This is a genomic window from Streptomyces ferrugineus, assembly GCF_015160855.1.
In the GTDB taxonomy this organism is placed as follows: Bacteria; Actinomycetota; Actinomycetes; order Streptomycetales; family Streptomycetaceae; genus Streptomyces; species Streptomyces ferrugineus.
Map to the genome: position 1 here is coordinate 41,132 of NZ_CP063373.1, position 18,788 is coordinate 59,919.

Consider the following 18,788-nt stretch of genomic DNA (forward strand, 5'->3'; position numbering starts at 1 on the left):
CATGAGAACGAGCGTGCTGGACACCGGCTCCAACACGGTGCGGCTGGTCGTGTGCGACGTGGGGGACGGGGTGCCGCTCCCGGTGCACACCGCGAAGTGGAAACTGCGTCTGTCCGAACACGTCGGCAGCGACGGCCGCCTCGGGGAAGAGGCCACGGAGCGCTTGGTCAAGGCGTTGCGCTCGGCCTGCGACATGGCACGGCAGTGGGACGCGCCCGAGCCCTTGGCGTTCGCGACCTCGGTGGTGCGCGACGCACCCGACCGGGAGGACGTGCTGGCGGCCGTGCACAGCCGGACCGGGCTGCGGCTGCGGGTGCTGCCGGGTGAGGCGGAGGCCCGGCTGACGTTCCTGGGCGCCCGGCGCTGGATGGGCTGGCGCTCGGGCCCGCTGGCCCTCTTCGACATCGGCGGCGGCTCCCTCGAAGTGGCGTTCGGCCGGGGCAGGACACCGGAGTTCGCGGCCTCACTGCCACTCGGCGCCAACCGCCTCACCCGCGAGTTCTTCGGCGCGGCGGACCCGCCCCCGCCGTCCGACGTGACCGCCCTGCGCCGCAGGGTGCGCCACCAGTTGCGGGACGTCTCCGCCCGGATCCGCTGGGAGCATCCGCAGACGGCCGTCGCGACCTCCCGGACCTTCCAGCAGCTCGCACGGCTGTGCGGCGCCGCTCCGGGCCGCCGCGGCCCCTTCGTCGAGCGGACACTGCGCCGCCGGGACCTGCGCCGTGCGATCGACCGGCTGGCCGCACTGTCCGCCGCCGAGCGCTCCGACCTGCCCGGCATCTCCACACCCCGGGCGGGACAGAGCCTGGCGGGGGCCATCGTCGGCCACGCCGCGATGAAACTGAGCGACGTGAAAACCCTGATGATCTGCCCCTGGGCCCTGCGCGAGGGCATCCTGCTGCGCCACCTGGAGGACGGCGCCGACTGGTGGGCCGACCTGGACCGGCACGCCCCCGCACGACCGAGCCGGGACGGACACGACCCCGCACGACCGGGCCTGGACGGCGTACCGGTCGGCTCCCGGGCACTGCGCGTGGCCACGCCACCGTCGCCGCGCTGAAGCGATCCGAGACGACACGACACGACACGAACACCGTACGACCGGATCTGGACGGCATCCCGGTCGGCTCCCGTGCACGCCCCCCGCAGAGTCCGCCTCCCAGTACCCTCCCCCGCGCCCGGAACACCCGCCCGCCGTTGTTACGCCCCTCGGGCCAACGGGTACTCGCGAGCGCGTATCGGTGGCACCGGTACCGCCATCACACGCTCCCCCCGGAAGAGGCACGATGCCCGACTTCGGATACTTCCTGTCGTGCGAGGAACACACCCCGGCAGAACTGGTCGACCAGGCCCGGATGGCCGAGCAGGCCGGCTTCGACTCGCTGTGGATCTCGGACCACTACCACCCGTGGAACGACGAGCAGGGCCAGAGTCCCTTCGTATGGACGGTGATCGGAGCCCTGTCCCAGGCCGTCTCACTGCCCGTGGAAACGGCGGTGACCTGCCCCTTCATGCGGATGCACCCCGCGGTGACCGCCCAGGCGGCCGCGACCGGCGCGGCCCAGCTCGGCGGCCGGTTCCGGCTGGGCGTCGGCACCGGCGAGGCCCTCAACGAGCACGTCCTGGGCGACCACTGGCCCGAGGCGTCGGTACGGCTGGAGATGCTGGAGGAGTCGCTGCAGATCATCCGGCAGCTGTTCACCGGCGAGCAGACCAGCCACTACGGCAAGCACTTCACCGTCGAGAACGCCCGCCTCTACACCCTGCCCGACGAGCCGGTCCCCATCGACGTCTCCGCCTTCGGCCCACAGGCCGTCGAGACCGCGGCGCGCATCGGCGACGGGCTGATCACGACGATGCCCGACACCGCCCTGATCGAGCGCTTCCGCCGCGCCGGAGGCGGCACCAAGCCGGTGTACGGCGGCGTGAAGGTGTGCTGGGGCGCGGACCGCGCACAGGCGGTACGCACCGCGCACCGCCTGTGGGCGAACGAGCGACTCCCCGGTGAACTCGGCCAGATCCTCCCCACGCCACGCCACTTCGAGCAGGCCTCCGAGCTGGTCACCGAGGACCAGGTGGCGTCCGCCGTACCGTGCGGCGACGACCCGGACGCACACCTCAAGGCGCTGGGCGCGTTCGTCGACGCCGGCTTCGACACGGTGTACGTCAGCCAGATCGGCAAGGACCAGCAGGGCTTCTTCGACTTCTACCGCACGAAGGTCCTGCCGCGGCTGCGCGACGGCCGGCACGGCAGCTAGCGGGTGTCACGGGGCACGGACGGCGTGACGTCGGGTGCCCGGGCGGCGGTCGTCACCGAGAAGGTGTCGCCGATGCGGACCCGGTCGTAGAACCACTGGGCGTCCTTCTCGGTGCCGAAGGCGATCAGGCCGCCGCGGACGTCGTAGTCGCTCAGGGCCTTGAGCCGGGAGACGAACAGTCCGACGTAGTGCGGCCGGTCCGCCTCGTCGCGCAGCTCGACCACATACGGGACGCTCACCGCGGCGGAGCCCTTGGACGGCACCGCGAAGGTCAGCTCTCTCGGGTTCTGCTTCGCGACCACCGTCAGCGGGCCCGTGGACTCCAGCGGCGCGGCGAAGTCCGACACGACCGGCAGCTCCCGGCCGCCGAGCGCGAGAGTCCGCCCGCGCAGGTCGAGCACGCCGGAGACGGGCGTCGGGGTGGCCGTGGCCGGCGGGGTGGAACCGGCGTGCGTCGCGGGCGGGACCCGGCTCCCGGGCGGATGGTCCGGGCTCCCGCCGGGGTTCAGGTTCACGGCGAGGCCCAGGACGACGAGGGCCGCGGTGCCCGCGCCGAGGGAGATCGCGACACGGCGCCGGCGCCCGCGGCGCGTCGCCCGCGCCCGGATCCCGGCGCCATCGACGACCGGCGGGGTCGCCTCGGCGGCGGCCAACTCGCGCAGCGCGGCAGAGAGTTCATCGGACACGGCCGCTCTCCTTCCGGACCGGCACATCGGCCTCGTCCCCCGCAAGCCGCTTCGCCAGCTCCGCGCGCCCCCGGGACAGCCTCGCCTTGACGGTTCCCACGGGCGCACCGGTCTCGGAGGCTACCTGTTGCACACTCAGGTCGCACAAATGGTGCAGGACGATCGCCATCCGCTGTGCCTCGGGCAGTTCCCGCAGGGCCGCCACGAGCGCGGTGTGCTCGGGTCCCGGCCCCGGTGTGGAGTCGGGCGGCGGAGAGCGCCGCACCAGCTCCAGCCAGCGCTTGGCGCGCCGCCAGCGGCTCACCGCCAGCCGCATGGCCACCGTGCGGACCCACGCCTCGGGAGCGCTGTCCGCCAGGAACCGCGCCCGCCGGTCCCAGGCCCGTACGAACGCCTCCTGTACGACGTCCTGGGCCTCGCCGTGGTCCCCGGTGAAGGCGTAGAGCTGACCGGTCAGCCGGGGGAACGCGGCCGCGTAGAAAGCGTCGAACTCGTCCTCGGTCATGCCTCCACCGTCAGTCTCCGCCGTCGGTCTCCACCGGAATCGATGCCCTTCGCGTGCAACCCGGCCACCTCCGCCGTGCGTACAGGTCCCGTAGGTCGCGCAGGCCGCGGCCGGCGCAGCACAACCCCACAGGGAAGACGGCGCACAAGGGTTCCAGGCTCCCTCCTCCTCCACGGCGTTGGCTCGACGGCCGCCCAACCTACCGTCCGCGACGGGCAGTTGCCCGACCAGGACGGACGCCACGCGCCGGCCACGACCGTGTTCCCGAACCGAAGGACCCCCCACGTGCCACCACCCCACGACGCGCTCCCCACCGGCCACGACTTCGCCGCATACGCCCGCACCCACTGGCCCCGGCTGCTGGTGACCGCGCGGCTGCTCACCGACGACGACGGTGCGGCCGAGGAACTGGTGCGGAGAACGCTGGCGCGGCTGTGCGCACGATGGCGACGCGTTCCGCGCGACGACGTGGACTTCCACGTCCTGCGCTGTCTGGTGCGGGTCCACCTGCGCCGACCGCGCGGACGCCGGGCCGCTCGGCGCCGGACCGTGCTGGTGCTGCGCTTCCAGGAGGGCCTGACGGACACGGAGATCGCCCAGGTGCTGGGCTGCTCGCCGGGCGCGGTACGGGCCCGGGTCCGGCACGGGCTGCGGGCGGCCGGCGCCGATCCCGGCCGGCTGCGCGAGGTGTACGCCGATGCCGCCCGGGACGTCGTCCCGTCCGAGGTGCCGCTGGCCGAGGTCCAGGCGCGGGGCCGCGTCCTGCGCCGGCGCCGTATCGCCGTGGCGTCGGCCGTGTGCGCGGCGCTGCTGGCGCCGGCCGCCCTGCTCGGCGCCGACCTGATCCGGGGCGGCGACGCGGGGAACGGGGAGTCCGCGGCCGGCGCCACCCATGCCGCGGCCAGCCCGGTCCGGGTCGTGACGTCGGGCGAGCGGGTGACCGCCGGGCCCGGGATCCAGGTCTGGCTGACGGCCGACGGCGGACACTGGTCGGTGCCGTGGCCCGTCGCCGGGGACGACGGCGACCGCCCGCTCGACGAACCGGGCGTCTCCGTACGGGTGGACACCGTCAAGGGCGGCTTCGTCCTGTCGGGCCTCTTCCACGGCCTGCGCGGCGAACCCAGCCGCGTGGCGGTGAGAACCGGCGACGGTGGCGCCGCCACCGCGAAGGTCCTCGTCCTGGCGGGCAGCGCGGGCTGGGGCGTCTGGTACGCGAAGGCACCGCTGCCCGAGAAGAACATGAAGGCGCTGCTGGCCGACGGCGGGGACGAGCCGATGGTCACGGTGTACGACGCGGCGGGCAAGGCCGTCGCACGCTCGGACCGCGAGTGGTGGCGGATATGACCGGCACCCATCGCGAGCGCCTGTCGCTGCGCATCCGCTTCCGCCGCACCCGGGGCCGACGCCTGCGCCGCCTCCTCCACGCCGTCCTCGCCCTGATCGCGACGCTGTGCACGGCAGCGGTCGTCGCGTACCAGCTGACGCCCATTCCGCGGCCGCACCCCGAGACGGTCACCCAGAGCACGGTGTTCCTCGACACCCGGGGCGCCTATCTGGGCCGGCGCGGGCCGGTCGACCGGCAGGACGTGCCACTGTCCGCGGTCCCCCGGCATGTGCAGGAGGCCGTGATCGCCGCGGAGAACCGCTCCTTCCGCACGGACAGCGGAATCTCACCGCGGGCCATCGCACGCGCCACGCTGGCGGCGCTGACGGGCGGCGCACCGCAGGGCGGCTCCACCATCACCCAGCAGTACGTGAAGAACGCGCTGCTGAGCCCGGAGCGCTCCCTGACCCGCAAAGCACGCGAGGCGATCGTCGCGATCAAACTGGACCGCACCCGCAGCAAGGACGAGATCCTCGAGGGCTATCTCAACACCGTCTACTTCGGCCGGGGCGCCGCCGGGATCCAGTCCGCCGCGCGCAACTACTTCGGCGTGGACGCGAAGAACCTGACCGTCGCGCAGGGCGCCGCGCTGGCGGCCATCGTCAACATCCCCTCGTACTACGAGAAGGCGGGCTCCGACCGGAAGGCGACCGCGAAGCTGCGGGACCGCTGGGAGTGGGTGCTCGACGCGATGGCGGCGGGCGGCGCCATCACCACGGGGCAGCGGGCCGAGGCGCGCTTCCCGGCGTTCCGGTTCTACCCGCCGGGCGAGACCGAGGGGCAGCGGCAGTATCTGATCGACGTCGCCGCGAAGGAGGCCGCCGACCGCCTCGGCATCACCGAGGACCAGCTCGCCAGCGGCGGCTACAGCGTGACGACCACCTTCGACCTGGCCCTCCAGGACCGCGCCACCCAACTCGTCCAGGACCATCCCGGGGGCACGGGCGGCGTCCGTATGCATACGGCCGTCGTGGGCCTGGTGCCCGGCGACGGAGCCGTACGCCTGCTGTACGGGGGCTCGGACTACGCGCGCCAGCCCTTCAACGACGCGGTGAGCGGAGCGGTGGAGGCGGGCACCGCCCTGGAGCCGTTCGACGGGCTGCGGCGCCCGGCCGGGCCACTGCGCGCCCTGCTGGAGACGCCGGCCCCGACCCCGCTGAACCTCACCGCGGCGTACGCGACCCTGGCGGCGGACGGCGAGCACGCCACCCCGTACACCGTCGCCCGCATCACCCGGGAGGGCCGCACCGTCTACCGGGCCGGCCCCGAAGTGCGGCGCGTCCTGGACGAGAAGGAAGCACTCGTGGCGAAGGCGAGGACGGAATCCGTCCTGGCACCGGTCGCCGCCATCGGCACCGGCCCCGCCTCGCCGCTGCCGAAGCTGTTCACCACCGGCGGGGCGGGCGGCGGAACCACCCGACGGACGGTGTGGACGACCGGCTACGACGCCCATCTCGCCCTGACGGTCGCCCTGTTCGCCGACCGGCCGGGCGCCAAGAAGGGCACGACGGTACCGGCCCAACTGCCGAACGAGCCGCGGCCGGTGGAGTTCGCGCAGGGGGTGGCGGCGGGGGTCTGGGGGGCCGCTGCGGCGAAGGGCGAGAAGGATGAGAAGGGGGAGTCCGCCCCCGAGGGCTAGGCTCACGCTTTGCCTTAGGGATCTGTAGTGACGTGCGGTGCCGTGTTGCCTGCCGGTCGCATGTGAGTGCACGGATCGAATGTGTGACCTTTCCGCACTCGCGTCGTTGATCGGATGACAGCACCACGGGTGAAGGGGAGGGGTTCCGGTGAGCCGGAGGCTGCCGCTCGGGAAGGGGGAGACGGCCCGCATCGCCTGTGCCCGTGGTCTGCTGCGGACCGGCGTGGTGGAGAAGACGGGCGAGGTGCTGTCGGCCGCTGTGCTGGCCGAGCGGGTGGGCTGGGCTGCGGATCTGGTGTCCGGCATGGCCGCTGGGCTGCTGGCCGCGCACTGGAACGGCGCCGATGTGGACCTGCTGGCCTCGGGTGTGGACGCCGAGGGCAGGGGGCTGCCGTCGCAGGCGTGGATGGCGCTGCGGCGCCTGGGCTGGACGATCAGCCCACCCGCGGGTGCCCGTGTCAACGACCGGATCGTGCGCATGGCCCAGGAACAGGCCGGGCGCCTGCTGCGGTCAGCCGCCTGGCGGGCCGACCTGACCACGGGAGTGATCGAGTCGTGGCCCGCCGACCCCGCGAAGCGGACCCCCGAGGAATGGGACGCCGTCCGTGACGCGGTCCCCGACGGGCGGCACCTGCCGTCCGGTGTGATCAGATCCCGGACCCGGCAGGTCGCCGCCTTTCAGGGTCGGCACGGCCGGTTGCCGACCGATGTGTTCGAGCTGGAGAGCGCACCCGACGCGGCACGGATGCTGTTGCTGTCTGCCTGTGACGGCCAGCAGGCCACCATCGCCCGAGCCGACGATCCGGGCCGGGCGCTGCTGCGGCTGCAGCTGCCCACCCGCCCCGACCCGCGCTCCTACCGGGACTGGACGTGGGTGGCGTGCCCGATCACGTTGCCGCCCACCGTCCCGCCCGGCGCGGTGCTGCACCTGCCCACCCTGCGCATCCGCCGGGGCGGAATACGGGCCGATCTCTCCTACACCCATGTCGTGCCGAAGGCCCTGCACACCGGGCACACCGTGGCCCTCGGCGTGGACTGGGGTCTGAACACACTGCTCAGCGCGGGCGCCGTCAGGCTCCACGACAACGGGACCATCACCGCGCTGGGCTCCGGCGCCCAGTTCCGCGCGGGCGGAGTACCCGCCAAGCAGCACCGGCTGCGCCGCGCAGGCGAGTTTCTGCACGCCAAGACCGACCACTACCAGCAGCTCATCAACGACACCGACGGCCACTCCCTGACCGGCAAGCACGCCGTGCTGGCCGAGGAGATCCGGCACGTGTCTGCCCGGCGCTCGAACCTCAACGACGCCCTGGCCTGGTCCGCCGCCCGGTGGACGGTCGACCAGGCCATCACCTCCCGTGCGAGCGTGATCTACGTCGAGGACCTGCGCTCCATGGAGGCCCGGGGCATGGGCCGCACCCTCAACACCCGCCTGTCCCAGCAGGTCCGCGGACAGATCGTGGAACGGATGCGACATCTGGCCGCCGAGGCGGGCATCGCCGTGGTCACCGTCCCGGCCCGGGGCACATCCCGGCACTGCCCTGGCTGCCTGGTCCCGCTGCGCCACTGCAAAGCCCCCGACCGGCCCACCACACCGGGCTGGAAGTGGGCCATCTGCCCGAACCCGGACTGCGGTTGGCAGGGCGACCGTGACATGGGCGCGTGGCAGCGCGTCGCCGCCCGTGGCCTGGCCCACCAGGCCAGGACCGTCACCGACCGTGCCAGCGGCACGATGGTCATCCGCAGCGTGGTCGACAAGCTCGAAGCCACCGCGGTGGTCGAACCGGCCACCACACATACTCGCCGGGACCGGTCCAAGACCGGACCCACCCGGCGCAGCACCACACGCCCCGCGCCCAGGCGACGCAGGGCACCCTCCCCCACCGGCCCCTCGGGTCCGGCGGGCAAGCGTCCGGAGGGACACGCTCACACGGGCCCAAGACGGCTGCCCCGCGCAGCCCACCGGCACCAGGGCGTGACGACGATCAGCACACCCACCACCCGCCGACACCGGCCAAAAGGGGCGGCACTGGGCGTAGGATTCCACCTGCACGCCCACGCCACCCCGCCACGGTGGGAACCGATCCAGTCGATCCCGCAACCTGCGGATCACACAGGATCACTCAGCTGATCAGAGACGCTTGGGCGCGACGAGTCACCTACGAGGAGCTGAGACGTGGTCGGTCTTCCGGGCGCGCGTTGACGCAGTGGGCCGTGACCGGCCTGTCATCGCATGCTGCCCCTGATGTCGCGGCACGCGGGCTCTGGATGGGCCAGACGGCCTCCCAACTCGGCGAACACACCAGCCTGGTGGTCCTGCCGCTCTTCGCCGTCCTGACCCTCGACGCCAGTGCCGGCGAACTGGGCGTCCTGCGTGCGGTGGGGCAAGCACCGATCCTGTTGCTCGCGCTCTTCGCCGGCGCGTGGGTGGACAGGTGGCGGACCCGCACGACGATGGTCCTCACGGACGCCGGCCGGGCGCTGGCCCTGGGTGCCGCCGCCCTGGCGGGCCTCTGTGGCCTGCTCGGTCTGCCCGGCCTGCTGGCGCTCGCCTTCACCGTCGGCGCCCTGTCCGTGTTCTTCGACGTGGCCTACCAGGCGTCTCTCGTACGGCTGGTGGAACGCGACCAACTGGTGCGCGGCAACAGCCTGCTCGAAGGCAGCCGGTCCGCGGCCCAGATCGGCGGCCCAGCGCTCGGCGGGGCATTGGTTTCCCTCCTCTCGGCGCCGATCGCCACCGCCTCCAGCGCGCTGTTCTTCGCGCTGTCGTTCCTGTCGATCCGGCGGATCCGCCGAGACGAATCGCTCCCGGAGCGCCGCCCGGCACACGCTCCGCGGGTCTGGCGACGGATTCACGAGGGCCTGCGCTTCGTCGCCGGCGCCCCCGCGCTGCGGACCGTGTGCCTCGCCTCGGCCGCCTTCCAGTTCTCCTTCGCGGCCATGATGACCGTCTACCTGCTCTTCCTGCCGCGGGAACTGCACCTGTCGGGCACCGTCGTAGGGCTGGCGCTGGCGGCGCCGGGCCCGGGCGCGCTCCTGGGCTCACTGCTGGCCGCCCGCCTGCCGGGCCGGTTCGGTTACGGCCTCGTCCTCGTCTGCGCGGCGGCACTCGGCGACGGCGTGTTCCTGTGTGTGCCCGCGCTGCACGGCTCCTCCGCGGTGACGGTGGCCGTGCTCCTCGTGGCCGGCTTCGTGTTCGGGACCGGCAGCCAACTGGTGAACGTCACGGTCATGGCCGTCCGGCAGGCCGTCACCCCGGACGGGATGCAGGGCCGCGCGGCCGCGACGATCACGTTCGTCGGCATGGGGCTGACCGCGCTCGGCTCACTGCTCGGCGGACTTCTCGCCGAGCAGTGGGGCCTGCGCACCGGTCTCCTGGTGACGGCCGCGGGCATGATGCTGTCTCCGGTGGTGATGGCGGTGTCCCCACTCGCCCGCCTGGGACGGGAGCTTCCGACGGCGCCGTCACCTGTTCTTGGGCGGAGGCTCGGAAAGCGTTGAAAACCGGGGAGGCTGGGGGAGACCCAGACCCTGCTCTTCGCGTTCGCATGGAGTCGGACATAGAGGTGGACGGAGTTGAACGAAGAGGCTGTGCACGCTGTCCGCCTCGGCCATTCGGCCGATCCGGCAGGCGCGTTCCGGCACGTAGGCTTCGCTGCGTAATCTTGAAGACGTGCGTGGCCGACAGGCTTGCCGGTCAGGCCGGTTCACCCGAGCGAATCCGAAGGATCAGCGAACGTGTCGTTGAAGAACAGCCGTCGTCTCAGGCTCGCCTCCGTCGCCCTCGTCGTGGCGCTCTCCGGCCTGGCCACCGCAGGGCCGGCGATAGCCGCCACGCAGCCGCCCGTCGCACAGGCGCCGGCCGGATCGCAGGAGCAGACGCCCGCCGTCCCCACCGGCTTCGTCGACCTGCCCACCGCCCCCCTGACGGCCGACAGCGAGCAGCACGAGTTCACGGTCACCTACCGCAACGACGGCACGACGGACCGGACGGTCGCCCCGCAGCTCCTGGTGCTCTCGCCGGACGCCGGACCGTTCCTCGACCCGGCGGACATCAAGCTGGAACGGCGCACCTCGCACGGCTGCTGGGAGTCCGTGGAGGTCGGCACCCAGACAGGCACGCTGTTCACGGACCTGGCGACGGCCCGGCGCACCCTGCACGCGGGCGAGACGCTCACTCAGGTCTACCGGATCACCGTCGTCGACCCGCAGGCTGAGGGCACGGTGGCCCCGAGGGTGGCGCTGTACGACTGAACGAGCCAACGGGCGGGGATTCGTGGAACTCCCGGGGCGGGGTGGACGTTGGCTGGATGACACGCGAAGCGCAAGCGGACGACCGGAACGACACAGGCTCAAGCCGAGGTGGCGACTGATGGCGATGTGGGATCGACTCAAGGACCAGGCCAAGGGACTGCAGCAGCAGGCCCAGGGCATGCGAGGTGCCGGCGGCCACGGCCAGCCAGGATCCGGGTCCGGCGGACACGGCCGCTCCGGCGGCGGCTCCAAGGCCCAGCTGGTCAGCGCGCTGAAGTCACAGCTCACCTCGCTCAAGACGGAGCTGAAGAGCGGTGCCTACCGGGACGCCAGCATGGCCATGTGCGCCCTGGTCGCCGCCGCCGACGGGAATGTCGACCCCGCTGAGCGGCAGCACGTGGAGTCGCTGATCCTGAACAACGACGTCCTGCAGAACTTCCCGTCCGAACAGCTCCGCCAGCGCTTCAACAAGCACGTCGACCAGCTCGCGTTCAACTTCCAGCAGGGCAAGACCCAGGCCCTCCAGGAGATCGCCAAGGCCGCGAAGAAGCCGACCGAGGCCCGGGCGGTCGTACAGACCGGCTTCGTGGTGGCCGGCGCGGACGGCTACATCGCCCCGGCCGAGGAGCAGGTCCTGCGCGAGGCATGCCAGGCACTCGGGCTGCCGGCCCAGGAGTTCGGGCTCTGAGGCGACGGTAGTTAGCGGGCCGCGTCCGCGTCGGCCGACGTACGCGGTGTTCGGGCGGCGCGGCGCGGTCGGCGCATCGGGGGCGGGGAGACGGACACCCGGGAGGCCCGCGACGGGGGAAGCGGACGAACGGGGTCGGCTCAGATGTCCCAGGCCCCCGACGGCTCGTCGAGCCAGGCGCGTTGACCGTCCTTGGTGACCGTCAGGCCGAACCGTTCGAAGCCGGGTTCCCCGACCGAGCGCCACCATGCGAGCGCGGCGGCCGCCTCGTCCCAGAGCCTGCGCGGCCCGGACTGCCAGACCTGGGATTCCTCCTGGCCGTCACGGAACATGACGCACGCCCACGACCGGTCGGTCAGCCCGTAGAACCACGCAGGCCGGGCGCCGTCCCGCTTCTGCGCCACTGTGTGGAAGCAGTTGCGGACTCTCAGCCCTATCGCGAACCGCGTAGGCGTGAAGCGGCCCGCGCCGAGCAGATCGGTTTCCGTGACGGTCGTCGTGCTCCCGGTCGGCCCCACTCACGCCGTCCGTGACGTACGCGTGGTGCCCGGGGAACGGCGACCGCTGAGCACGCATCTTCATGAACTCCACGGGCCTCAGGAAACGCCCGTCGGCGCTCCCGTCGTCGCCCACGACGAGCCGCACAAGGGCGTCTTCATTGCCGAAGTACGTACCCCACGGGGCGAGGACGATCCCCCCGGGCTGGGCGTCACGGATCCACGCAGCGGGAATCCGCCGCACCCCAGCCGTGGCAATGATCCGGTCGTAAGGCCCTCCCGCCTCGTCGCCGTCCTCCCCGTCGCGTTCAAGCACCAGAAGAGGCACACCGAACCGGGCGCACCGCTCCCGTGCTGCGGCGGCCACCGCGGAATCGATCTCGATACTGGCGACGTTCTCGTGACCGAGCCGGTGGGCGAGCAGCGCCGCGTTCCAGCCCGTCCCCGTACCGATCTCCAGAACTCTGTGACCGGCCTCCACGTCCAGGTCCCTCAGCATGCGGAAGACCACGGACGGCATCGACGCCGACGACGTCGGCACACTGCCGCGCCCCTTGCTCCTGCCGTCGTCCCACTGCGTGACGACCGGCACGTCGGAGTTGGCGTACGAGAACCACAGGCCCGGCTCGCACTCCAGGTCCACGGTGACGGTGCGGCCGGTATCCATGTCGTACGGCCACATCCGCTTCGGCAGGAACGCGGACCGTGGCACAGCAGCGAAGGACGGCATCCAGTCAGCGCTCAGGTGCTTGCGCTCAAGGAGGGAACGGCCCAGCTCGGACCGCCCCTCCTCCACTCCTTCGAGAGTCATCCTCAGCCGATGACCTTTGGTCCGCCGTCGGGTGACGGCTCATCGGTCGGCCCGGGCCACGGCTCACCGGGCAGACCATCGCCGCCCTCGCCTCCGCCGCCTCCGCCGCCTCCGCCGCCTACGACCATCCGGTGAACCGCTTCTTCCCTCACCGAGCCCTCCTTGACTTCGGTCTTCGTACTCGCACACGAGACGTGGATCCGGCCGGACTGTTTCGCACCCCCGAAAGGGCTGACGCTCCCGTATGGCACCGACGCCTCATCGCTCTTGATCGGCTTGTCGCAGGCCAGGCACATGACCGCGCCTGTGAGCGTGGCATGGTGGTCGCACAGGGCCACGACGGAGCGGGCGAGCCGCATCGCGCGTTCGGTCTCGCCGTGCAGGCCTGCCGCCTCCGGCTCGTGCAGCCGCCGCTTCGCCTTGCCGACGCCGACCAAGGCGACTCGCGCGGGAACGTCGCTCGGGGGCCGACTCGCCGCGAGTTCCTCGATGGCCGGGATCAACCGCTGAAGGAAGCTATCGAGGTCCCGGTGCCAGAGCTTCAGGGTCTCGTGTCGCGGGAGCGTCCGCTGGTCGAGGAACCAAGACGCCGCGGAGCGCATCGTCGCTGGGTTGGGCGCATACGTGTCCGCCTCCTCCTGGGCGGTGTTCACCGGGTCTCCGCCGACCGTTCAGTGCGGCAGCTCGGGCATGCGCAGGGCTGGGTCGGGGGCATCAGCGGCTGCGGCTCGGTGCCGTACAGGATGCCCACGGTGCCGCGCTCCTCGGTCACCGCGCCGTAGCGGTCCACGGTGTACACCCGAAGCGTCATCTTGAAGCCGGGATCTCTCGAGGTTGTAGCGTTCGTCATGTCGACCTGCTCTCTCAGGTTGGCCACGCCCCGGGACCGTGTCAGCGGTCGCCGGGGTCCGCACTTCCGGCAGCCGGGCACAGCGCGGCCGCAGATACGGCCGGCGAGCACGGCACAACAAAGAGACTGGACCGGTGGACCGGTCCAGTCAAGCGGCTCGGGAAAGGCGCTACCTCATCGGGTACCTGTCGGTCTCCTCGAACACGTGCGACGCAGTGACGCCCTCCTCGCACACCAAGGGACGTCGGTCCTGGTCATACGCCGAATGCAGCACGACGGCGACGGCAGCGGGCTGGGCCACCTCAAGCAGACGTGCCTCCTCCTCGGTGGCCAGACGCACTGTCTTGACGTCAACACCTTCAAAGGGCGAGCGGCCTGTTTCGCGTCGCACGTAGTGGGTCGTTCCCTCGGCGATCGGGCCCGTCATGGCCAGCCGAGGGGCAGAGTCCGCGATATCCGGCGGGAACCAGGCGGTGACCAGCGTGCCCGGAGTTCCATCGTCCAGCAGGACCAGCCGCGCCCGGCGCAGTGCGGCTTCACCGGCCGCCAGACCGAGGACATCGCGCACGCGCTCCGGCGGCACCGCCCGGTCGGGCACCCCCAGCCTCCGAAAAGGTGCGCCACCCGACACTCGTGCGGAACCTGCCCGACGCCCACCGGCAGGCCGTGCGACCGGCGTCTCCACCACTGTGAACCCCGCGCCTTGGCGTGCGATGACGAGGCCATCGTTGCGGAGCACGTCGTACGCCTTGACCACCGTCGCCCGAGACACATTCCACTGCTCCGCCAGGTCACGACCAGACGGCAGCAGGTCGCCGGGACCGAACTCCCCGCCCGCGATCCGGGTCCGCAGGTCCTCGGCAATCTGCTCGTACTTCAGCAACGACATGAGTGCGCTCTTCCGATCACTGGACTGGTCCACCGGTGAACCCCCAGAATGCCCCCATGACGAGCCCCGAGGTAGCGCCGGAGATCGTGAGGTTCTACACCGAGACCATCGATGAGGCCCATCGACTGAGTACGACAGCGGACGGCCAGCTCGAGATGGTACGCACGCAGGAACTGCTGCGCCGCTACCTGCCCCCACCGCCCGCCCGGATCCTCGACGTCGGCGGCGGGCCTGGGGCGCACGCCCGGTGGCTCATCGAGGACGGCTACACCCTGCACCTCATCGACCCGATCGCCCGTCACCTTGAGCAGGCCAAGCAGACCGGCGCCACCGTCGAACTCGGCGACGCCCGCCGGCTGACCGCCGAAGATGACTCCTACGACGTGGTGCTCCTGCTGGGCCCGCTCTATCACCTTCTCAAGCGCGCCGACCGCGATCAGGCCCTCGCCGAGGCCCGTCGTGTACTCAAGCCGGGCGGCCTCCTGGCGGCCGCGGGCATCAACCGGTACTCCAGCCTGTTCGAGCACGCCGCCTTCGCGCACCTCCACAAGGATGCGATGCGCAGGAGCATCGGCGACATCCTCGCCTCCCAGATCCACGACGGGAAGAAGGCGTTCACCGCTGCCTACTTCCACAGCGGCGAGCAGTTGCGCGACGAGGTGGCCGCGGCGGGCTTCGAGGCCGCCGAGGTGTTCGGCGTCGAGGGCCCGGCCTGGTCCCTGCTCGCCGCGGCCGAGCGAAACACCGGCAACGACTTCCGGCACTCCGCGCTCTTCGAATCGGCGCTCGCTGCGGCCCGCATGGCAGAGCCGTACCCGGAACTGCTGGCGGCAAGCTCCCACCTGCTGGCCGTCGGCCGGCGAGCAGGCACCTCCCCCGCGTGAGCCGTCCTAGCGTTTCCACGCCGCGCGACACCCTCAGCCTTCTCGACCCAGTCGAGACACCAGTCAGCGAATCCGACCTGCCCAAGGGGACTGAACCGCCCGTCCCCAGGACGCTCGTCGAGCCACACTTGCCCGCGTTGTGGGCCGGACACAACTCAGCGGCATCTTCCCCGCAGGAGAGGGCCTTCGACTACGCCGAACACGAAGGCGCGCTGATCCTGCTCACCGGCTATCAGACGCCGACGGTCATACGCCGCCGCGGCCAGAGCCGCCTCACTGCCTGGCTGGCAGGCCGCAAGGTGCGCAACCCCGACGCGGTGGCCGCTAACGCGCTGCAAGCCGCGCAAGCACAGCACGCCGAGCTGCCCGGACAGGACATAGCCGTCGGCATCGTCGCGGACACCGCCACGCAGATCCTCGCGCTGGACCAGCAGATCTGGCACACCTTCCGCGCTCACCCGCAGGCCCACATCATCGAGTCCCTACCGGGCATGGGCCCGATCCTGGGCGCCGAGTTCATCGTCTCCGCGGGAGACCTCGCCGCCTACCCCGACTCAGGGCACCTCGCCTCCGCCGCCGGCTTCGTGCCCGTTCCGCGCGACTCCGGACGCCGCACCGGCAACCTCCACCGCCCCAAGCGCTACAGCCGACGCCTGCGCCGCGTCTCCTACCTCTCCGCGCAGACCAGCATCGTCCGCGACGGCCCCAACCGCGACTACTACCTCAAGAAGCGACGCGACGGCTGCAAGCACATCCAAGCCGTCATCGCCCTCGCCCGTCGACGCGTCAATGTGCTCTGGGCCCTACTGCGCGATGGAGGGCTCTTCACCCTCCCCCCACCAACTGCGCACGCTGCTTGAACAGGCCAGCGCTCCCCACCTCCCTGGCGATAGCCTGCGAGCCACCCCAGAGAGGCGGGTCCAGTGGGCTTCGACGCAGAACGATCAGAGCGCATCGCCGCCATGCGGGAAACCGCCCGGCCCGTCTGGGAGGCAAGTGGCAATACGGACGTCCTCCAGCAGTTCCTCAAGGACAACGGGTGCCACGGAGTGGAAGCCGTGTTCGTCACCATGGGCCTCTTGGACTGCGATCTTGCCGAAGCCCAACGCGCCTTCTTCAGCGCCCCGTGCCGCGACGCCGAACGCCGGTTCCACAACGAAGCCTTGGACCTGCTTGCCAAGGACGCCGCCAACGACGCCTGACCGCAGGCGGTGCCATGACTGGGCCATTGAGACTCCACGGACCTAAGTGGCACAGCCCGCTGAATCAGTAATCAACCTCGCGATTCAAGCGCCCAAGCCGGAGTTACGGCGCCACCGAGCCTTCAATTGGAACCTGTCGTCAACATCCAACTCGCCGAGATTGTGAAGACGGTCGATCATGGACGAAATGCTGACGTGCAAGCGCATGGCCAGACTTGAGATTGTCTCAAGATCCCGAATGTCACCATTGATCTGCGCGAGATGGTCTCGCAGTAGCCAGGTAGGCATCAAGAAGGCGGCCGCGAAGGCGTTAGCGCGCTGCTCTACAAAAAGAGGAGCCCATGGGCCAGAAGCAACAGCTAGCTCACTGGCCCGATTACGATCAAGCAGCAGGTGGGCTAGTTCATGCGCCAGCGTAAAGCGCTCGACCTCGCGACTCTGCCCCCACTTTGTTTGAGTGTTACAAAACACCTTAGGGCGTTGGTTCGGCCCGAAAACAGAAACCGCACGAATTTCCCGATCGGAAAGGGTGATTTTCTCGTGCGGAATATCCAAAGCAGCAAATGCTGAATGAATGTCGACCCATGACCGATCTTGGTGCGCGTTCAGCATTTCACACGCTCGCTCACCAAGCCAGCTTCCCTGCTCTCCTGGTGTTAGCTCTCGCACCTCAACCGGATCAAAGGAGAGTGCAAGCTTGTTAAGCCAAGGTGACGCATCGCTAACGTGATTCTTAACCAGCGCTCCGGCAAGGGTGATCACGTCGTCGCGATTAATAGAAGGGCTGTACGCGCCGTACACCAACTGTGCGTAAGCACTACCTTGAACAACGAGTGCCGTGACGCGATTGGCCCCCGTGATCTCTCGCCGCACACCGTCGGAGACGCCAGCAAGCGCCTGGTCAACGGCCGAAGAGATGTCGTTGTATTTTTCAGTGTCCGTCCCAAGGCCCGCCAGCCAGGCCATACGGTTGAGGGCGTTAGAGTCACTAGAAATCGCTTCGATATTTGCGATCAGAGCGGCCACCCGACGTGAATCAGGTAGCCTTCGCCGAAGCTCCTGTGATGCAGCTTGGAGTACTGCATAAACGACTTCGGCAGCCTTTTCTAGATCAACCTCATAGCGCCTATGCGGGGCAAGGAAGGTGAATTCTTCAGGAATGCCGATGAGCCTCTCGGCTCCTGTAGACACCTCAAGCGAGGATCCATAGCGGCGCATATAGACATCCGGGAAGAGCCCACCTTCGCGGGCAGCCCTAACGCTGTGCCTATCCCACCAAGTGGTCCACTCGTCGAGCCACTCAAATTCATCCAATTCCTTGAGCGAAATCGGAGGACTCTTGGTCAGCGCCATAGCCTCAGCAGCCGAATAGCCGACATTCTTCAGAGGGAGCTGCTCTTCGTGGAAAATAGGGTCCCAGTTTTGGGTTAGCCACTCCAGGAAGGAGATCATATACCAATGGGCAGCCTCAATTACCTCACCCTGCTCAAGGTGCGCACACAGGTTCTCTCCGGCCACCCACAACGCGAAAGAACCCCAAGAGTTGGCCTCCTCAGGGGTAGCGCGATCCTGCTCCCCGTGAGGGTTACGCAAAAACGAAAGCTTGAATGCAAAATCGGCAGGGTCTCCTGCCTGCATCTCCCAATTGCTCACAGTCATTGCGGTCACCAATACTCTTTGATGCTTCGACGCGATACTCGCTGGTCAGCTAACCACTGGCGCCGAAGTCTCTCGGGCACTCTCCTCCACTCGACCGGGAAGCCATGCCAGCAGTCCGGGGCGTGTTCATGCCCACAGTAAGCCCGCTCCCCGTCCGTAGCATATCTCTTACCCGGCTGGCTAGGGTCTACAACGCTGTCTGCTAGGAGTGTAGGCCCGTCAGCTCCCGGCGGGCAGAGCGAGCCGCGCGCGCCCGGCTGCCACGGTTCCTTGTGCTTCGCGTTGGGCTCATACTTCAAGTTCCCCCCAGTTACCGTAAGTAACGCCCATGCTGCCATGCAGCACCAGTGTCCGGGACAGTGCCCCTGAGGAGCAAGGGCCTGAGTCACTCGCACAGGGGATTGCCAGACGCGCGTGCCTTCCCGACCGACGTTCGCAGCGTCGGCCTACTCAGTGACCTTCAATCGATCACTCGGGAAGGTACGCCCTTCGCGTGCTCCCAGAGGCCCGATCCACAGGTCATGAGCATTGCTCGCCAGACGCAGGCCACCGCTCAAGACGCCTATAGCATCGCGTCAGTGC

The 18,788-nt window shown here is 70.0% G+C and carries 16 protein-coding genes and 2 pseudogenes; 11 read left to right on the top strand and 7 right to left on the bottom strand.

Annotation, left to right across the window (positions count from 1 at the left end; genetic code table 11):
- Nucleotide 1: 1 nt before the first annotated feature.
- Both IM697_RS00170 and IM697_RS00175 read left to right on the top strand, forming a co-directional pair.
- Nucleotides 2-1,060, top strand: coding sequence for a Ppx/GppA family phosphatase (locus IM697_RS00170; protein WP_194043503.1), 1,059 nt, complete (start codon nucleotides 2-4; stop codon nucleotides 1,058-1,060).
- A 226-nt stretch (nucleotides 1,061-1,286) separates the two neighbouring features.
- Nucleotides 1,287-2,258, top strand: a complete 972-nt coding sequence (locus IM697_RS00175) for an LLM class F420-dependent oxidoreductase (protein WP_194043505.1) — start codon at nucleotides 1,287-1,289, stop codon at nucleotides 2,256-2,258.
- On the opposite strand, the gene IM697_RS00180 is transcribed toward IM697_RS00175, so the two are convergent.
- Complete coding sequence (locus IM697_RS00180) at nucleotides 2,255-2,944, bottom strand: hypothetical protein (RefSeq protein WP_194043510.1); 690 nt, start codon at nucleotides 2,942-2,944, stop codon at nucleotides 2,255-2,257. The two genes, IM697_RS00175 and IM697_RS00180, sit on opposite strands and share 4 nt — an antisense overlap.
- A complete protein-coding gene (locus tag IM697_RS00185) occupies nucleotides 2,934-3,449 on the bottom strand; it encodes a SigE family RNA polymerase sigma factor (RefSeq protein WP_194043511.1) in 516 nt (171 codons plus the stop codon). Before IM697_RS00185 ends, IM697_RS00180 begins: the two co-directional genes overlap by 11 nt.
- A gap of 285 nt (nucleotides 3,450-3,734) precedes the next feature.
- Between IM697_RS00185 and IM697_RS00190 the strand changes: the two genes are divergently transcribed.
- The 6 genes from IM697_RS00190 to IM697_RS00215 all read left to right on the top strand — a co-directional run bounded on the left by IM697_RS00190 (nucleotide 3,735) and on the right by IM697_RS00215 (nucleotide 11,414).
- A complete protein-coding gene (locus tag IM697_RS00190) occupies nucleotides 3,735-4,793 on the top strand; it encodes a sigma factor-like helix-turn-helix DNA-binding protein (protein ID WP_228044443.1) in 1,059 nt (352 codons plus the stop codon).
- The gene (locus IM697_RS00195; protein WP_194043513.1) at nucleotides 4,790-6,472 is read left to right on the top strand and encodes a transglycosylase domain-containing protein; all 1,683 of its coding nucleotides are present in this window, start codon (nucleotides 4,790-4,792) and stop codon (nucleotides 6,470-6,472) included. Before IM697_RS00190 ends, IM697_RS00195 begins: the two co-directional genes overlap by 4 nt.
- A 148-nt stretch (nucleotides 6,473-6,620) precedes the next feature.
- Nucleotides 6,621-8,603, top strand: coding sequence for a zinc ribbon domain-containing protein (locus IM697_RS00200; RefSeq protein WP_194043514.1), 1,983 nt, complete (start codon nucleotides 6,621-6,623; stop codon nucleotides 8,601-8,603).
- Nucleotides 8,604-8,740: 137 nt separating this feature from the next.
- Entirely contained in the window at nucleotides 8,741-9,973 is a 1,233-nt protein-coding gene (locus IM697_RS00205) for an MFS transporter (RefSeq protein ID WP_194043515.1), read from the top strand.
- 237 nt (nucleotides 9,974-10,210) lie between these two features.
- Nucleotides 10,211-10,726 carry a hypothetical protein gene (locus IM697_RS00210; RefSeq protein ID WP_194043516.1) on the top strand — a complete coding sequence of 172 codons (516 nt, stop codon included), beginning with the start codon at nucleotides 10,211-10,213 and terminating at the stop codon, nucleotides 10,724-10,726.
- A 118-nt stretch (nucleotides 10,727-10,844) separates the two neighbouring features.
- The gene (locus IM697_RS00215) at nucleotides 10,845-11,414 is read left to right on the top strand and encodes a tellurite resistance TerB family protein (protein WP_194043517.1); all 570 of its coding nucleotides are present in this window, start codon (nucleotides 10,845-10,847) and stop codon (nucleotides 11,412-11,414) included.
- A 140-nt stretch (nucleotides 11,415-11,554) separates the two neighbouring features.
- Here IM697_RS00215 and IM697_RS00220 read toward each other — a convergent pair.
- The 4 genes and pseudogenes from IM697_RS00220 to IM697_RS00235 form a co-directional block, all read right to left on the bottom strand.
- Nucleotides 11,555-12,722 (bottom strand): annotated as a pseudogene (locus tag IM697_RS00220) (methyltransferase domain-containing protein).
- A 2-nt stretch (nucleotides 12,723-12,724) separates the two neighbouring features.
- Nucleotides 12,725-13,375, bottom strand: coding sequence for a DUF6415 family natural product biosynthesis protein (locus tag IM697_RS00225; protein WP_194050160.1), 651 nt, complete (start codon nucleotides 13,373-13,375; stop codon nucleotides 12,725-12,727).
- Entirely contained in the window at nucleotides 13,372-13,599 is a 228-nt protein-coding gene (locus tag IM697_RS00230; protein ID WP_194043518.1) for a hypothetical protein, read from the bottom strand. The genes IM697_RS00225 and IM697_RS00230 overlap by 4 nt, the downstream gene beginning before the upstream one ends.
- Before the next feature lie 142 nt (nucleotides 13,600-13,741).
- Nucleotides 13,742-14,461, bottom strand: coding sequence for a GntR family transcriptional regulator (locus tag IM697_RS00235; protein WP_194043519.1), 720 nt, complete (start codon nucleotides 14,459-14,461; stop codon nucleotides 13,742-13,744).
- Between the two features lie 56 nt (nucleotides 14,462-14,517).
- Here IM697_RS00235 and IM697_RS00240 point away from each other — a divergent pair, with 56 nt between their 5' ends.
- The 3 genes and pseudogenes from IM697_RS00240 (at nucleotide 14,518) to IM697_RS00250 (ending at nucleotide 16,547) form a co-directional block, all read left to right on the top strand.
- The gene (locus tag IM697_RS00240; protein WP_194043520.1) at nucleotides 14,518-15,345 is read left to right on the top strand and encodes a class I SAM-dependent methyltransferase; all 828 of its coding nucleotides are present in this window, start codon (nucleotides 14,518-14,520) and stop codon (nucleotides 15,343-15,345) included.
- Nucleotides 15,346-15,490: 145 nt separating this feature from the next.
- A pseudogene (locus IM697_RS00245) lies at nucleotides 15,491-16,205 on the top strand (transposase); the annotation flags it as partial.
- A 63-nt stretch (nucleotides 16,206-16,268) separates the two neighbouring features.
- Nucleotides 16,269-16,547, top strand: coding sequence for a hypothetical protein (locus tag IM697_RS00250; protein WP_194043521.1), 279 nt, complete (start codon nucleotides 16,269-16,271; stop codon nucleotides 16,545-16,547).
- Nucleotides 16,548-16,631: 84 nt separating this feature from the next.
- Here the strand turns inward: IM697_RS00250 and IM697_RS44420 are convergent, their stop codons facing one another.
- Nucleotides 16,632-18,206, bottom strand: coding sequence for an ImmA/IrrE family metallo-endopeptidase (locus tag IM697_RS44420; protein ID WP_228044444.1), 1,575 nt, complete (start codon nucleotides 18,204-18,206; stop codon nucleotides 16,632-16,634).
- Nucleotides 18,207-18,788: the final 582 nt, after the last annotated feature.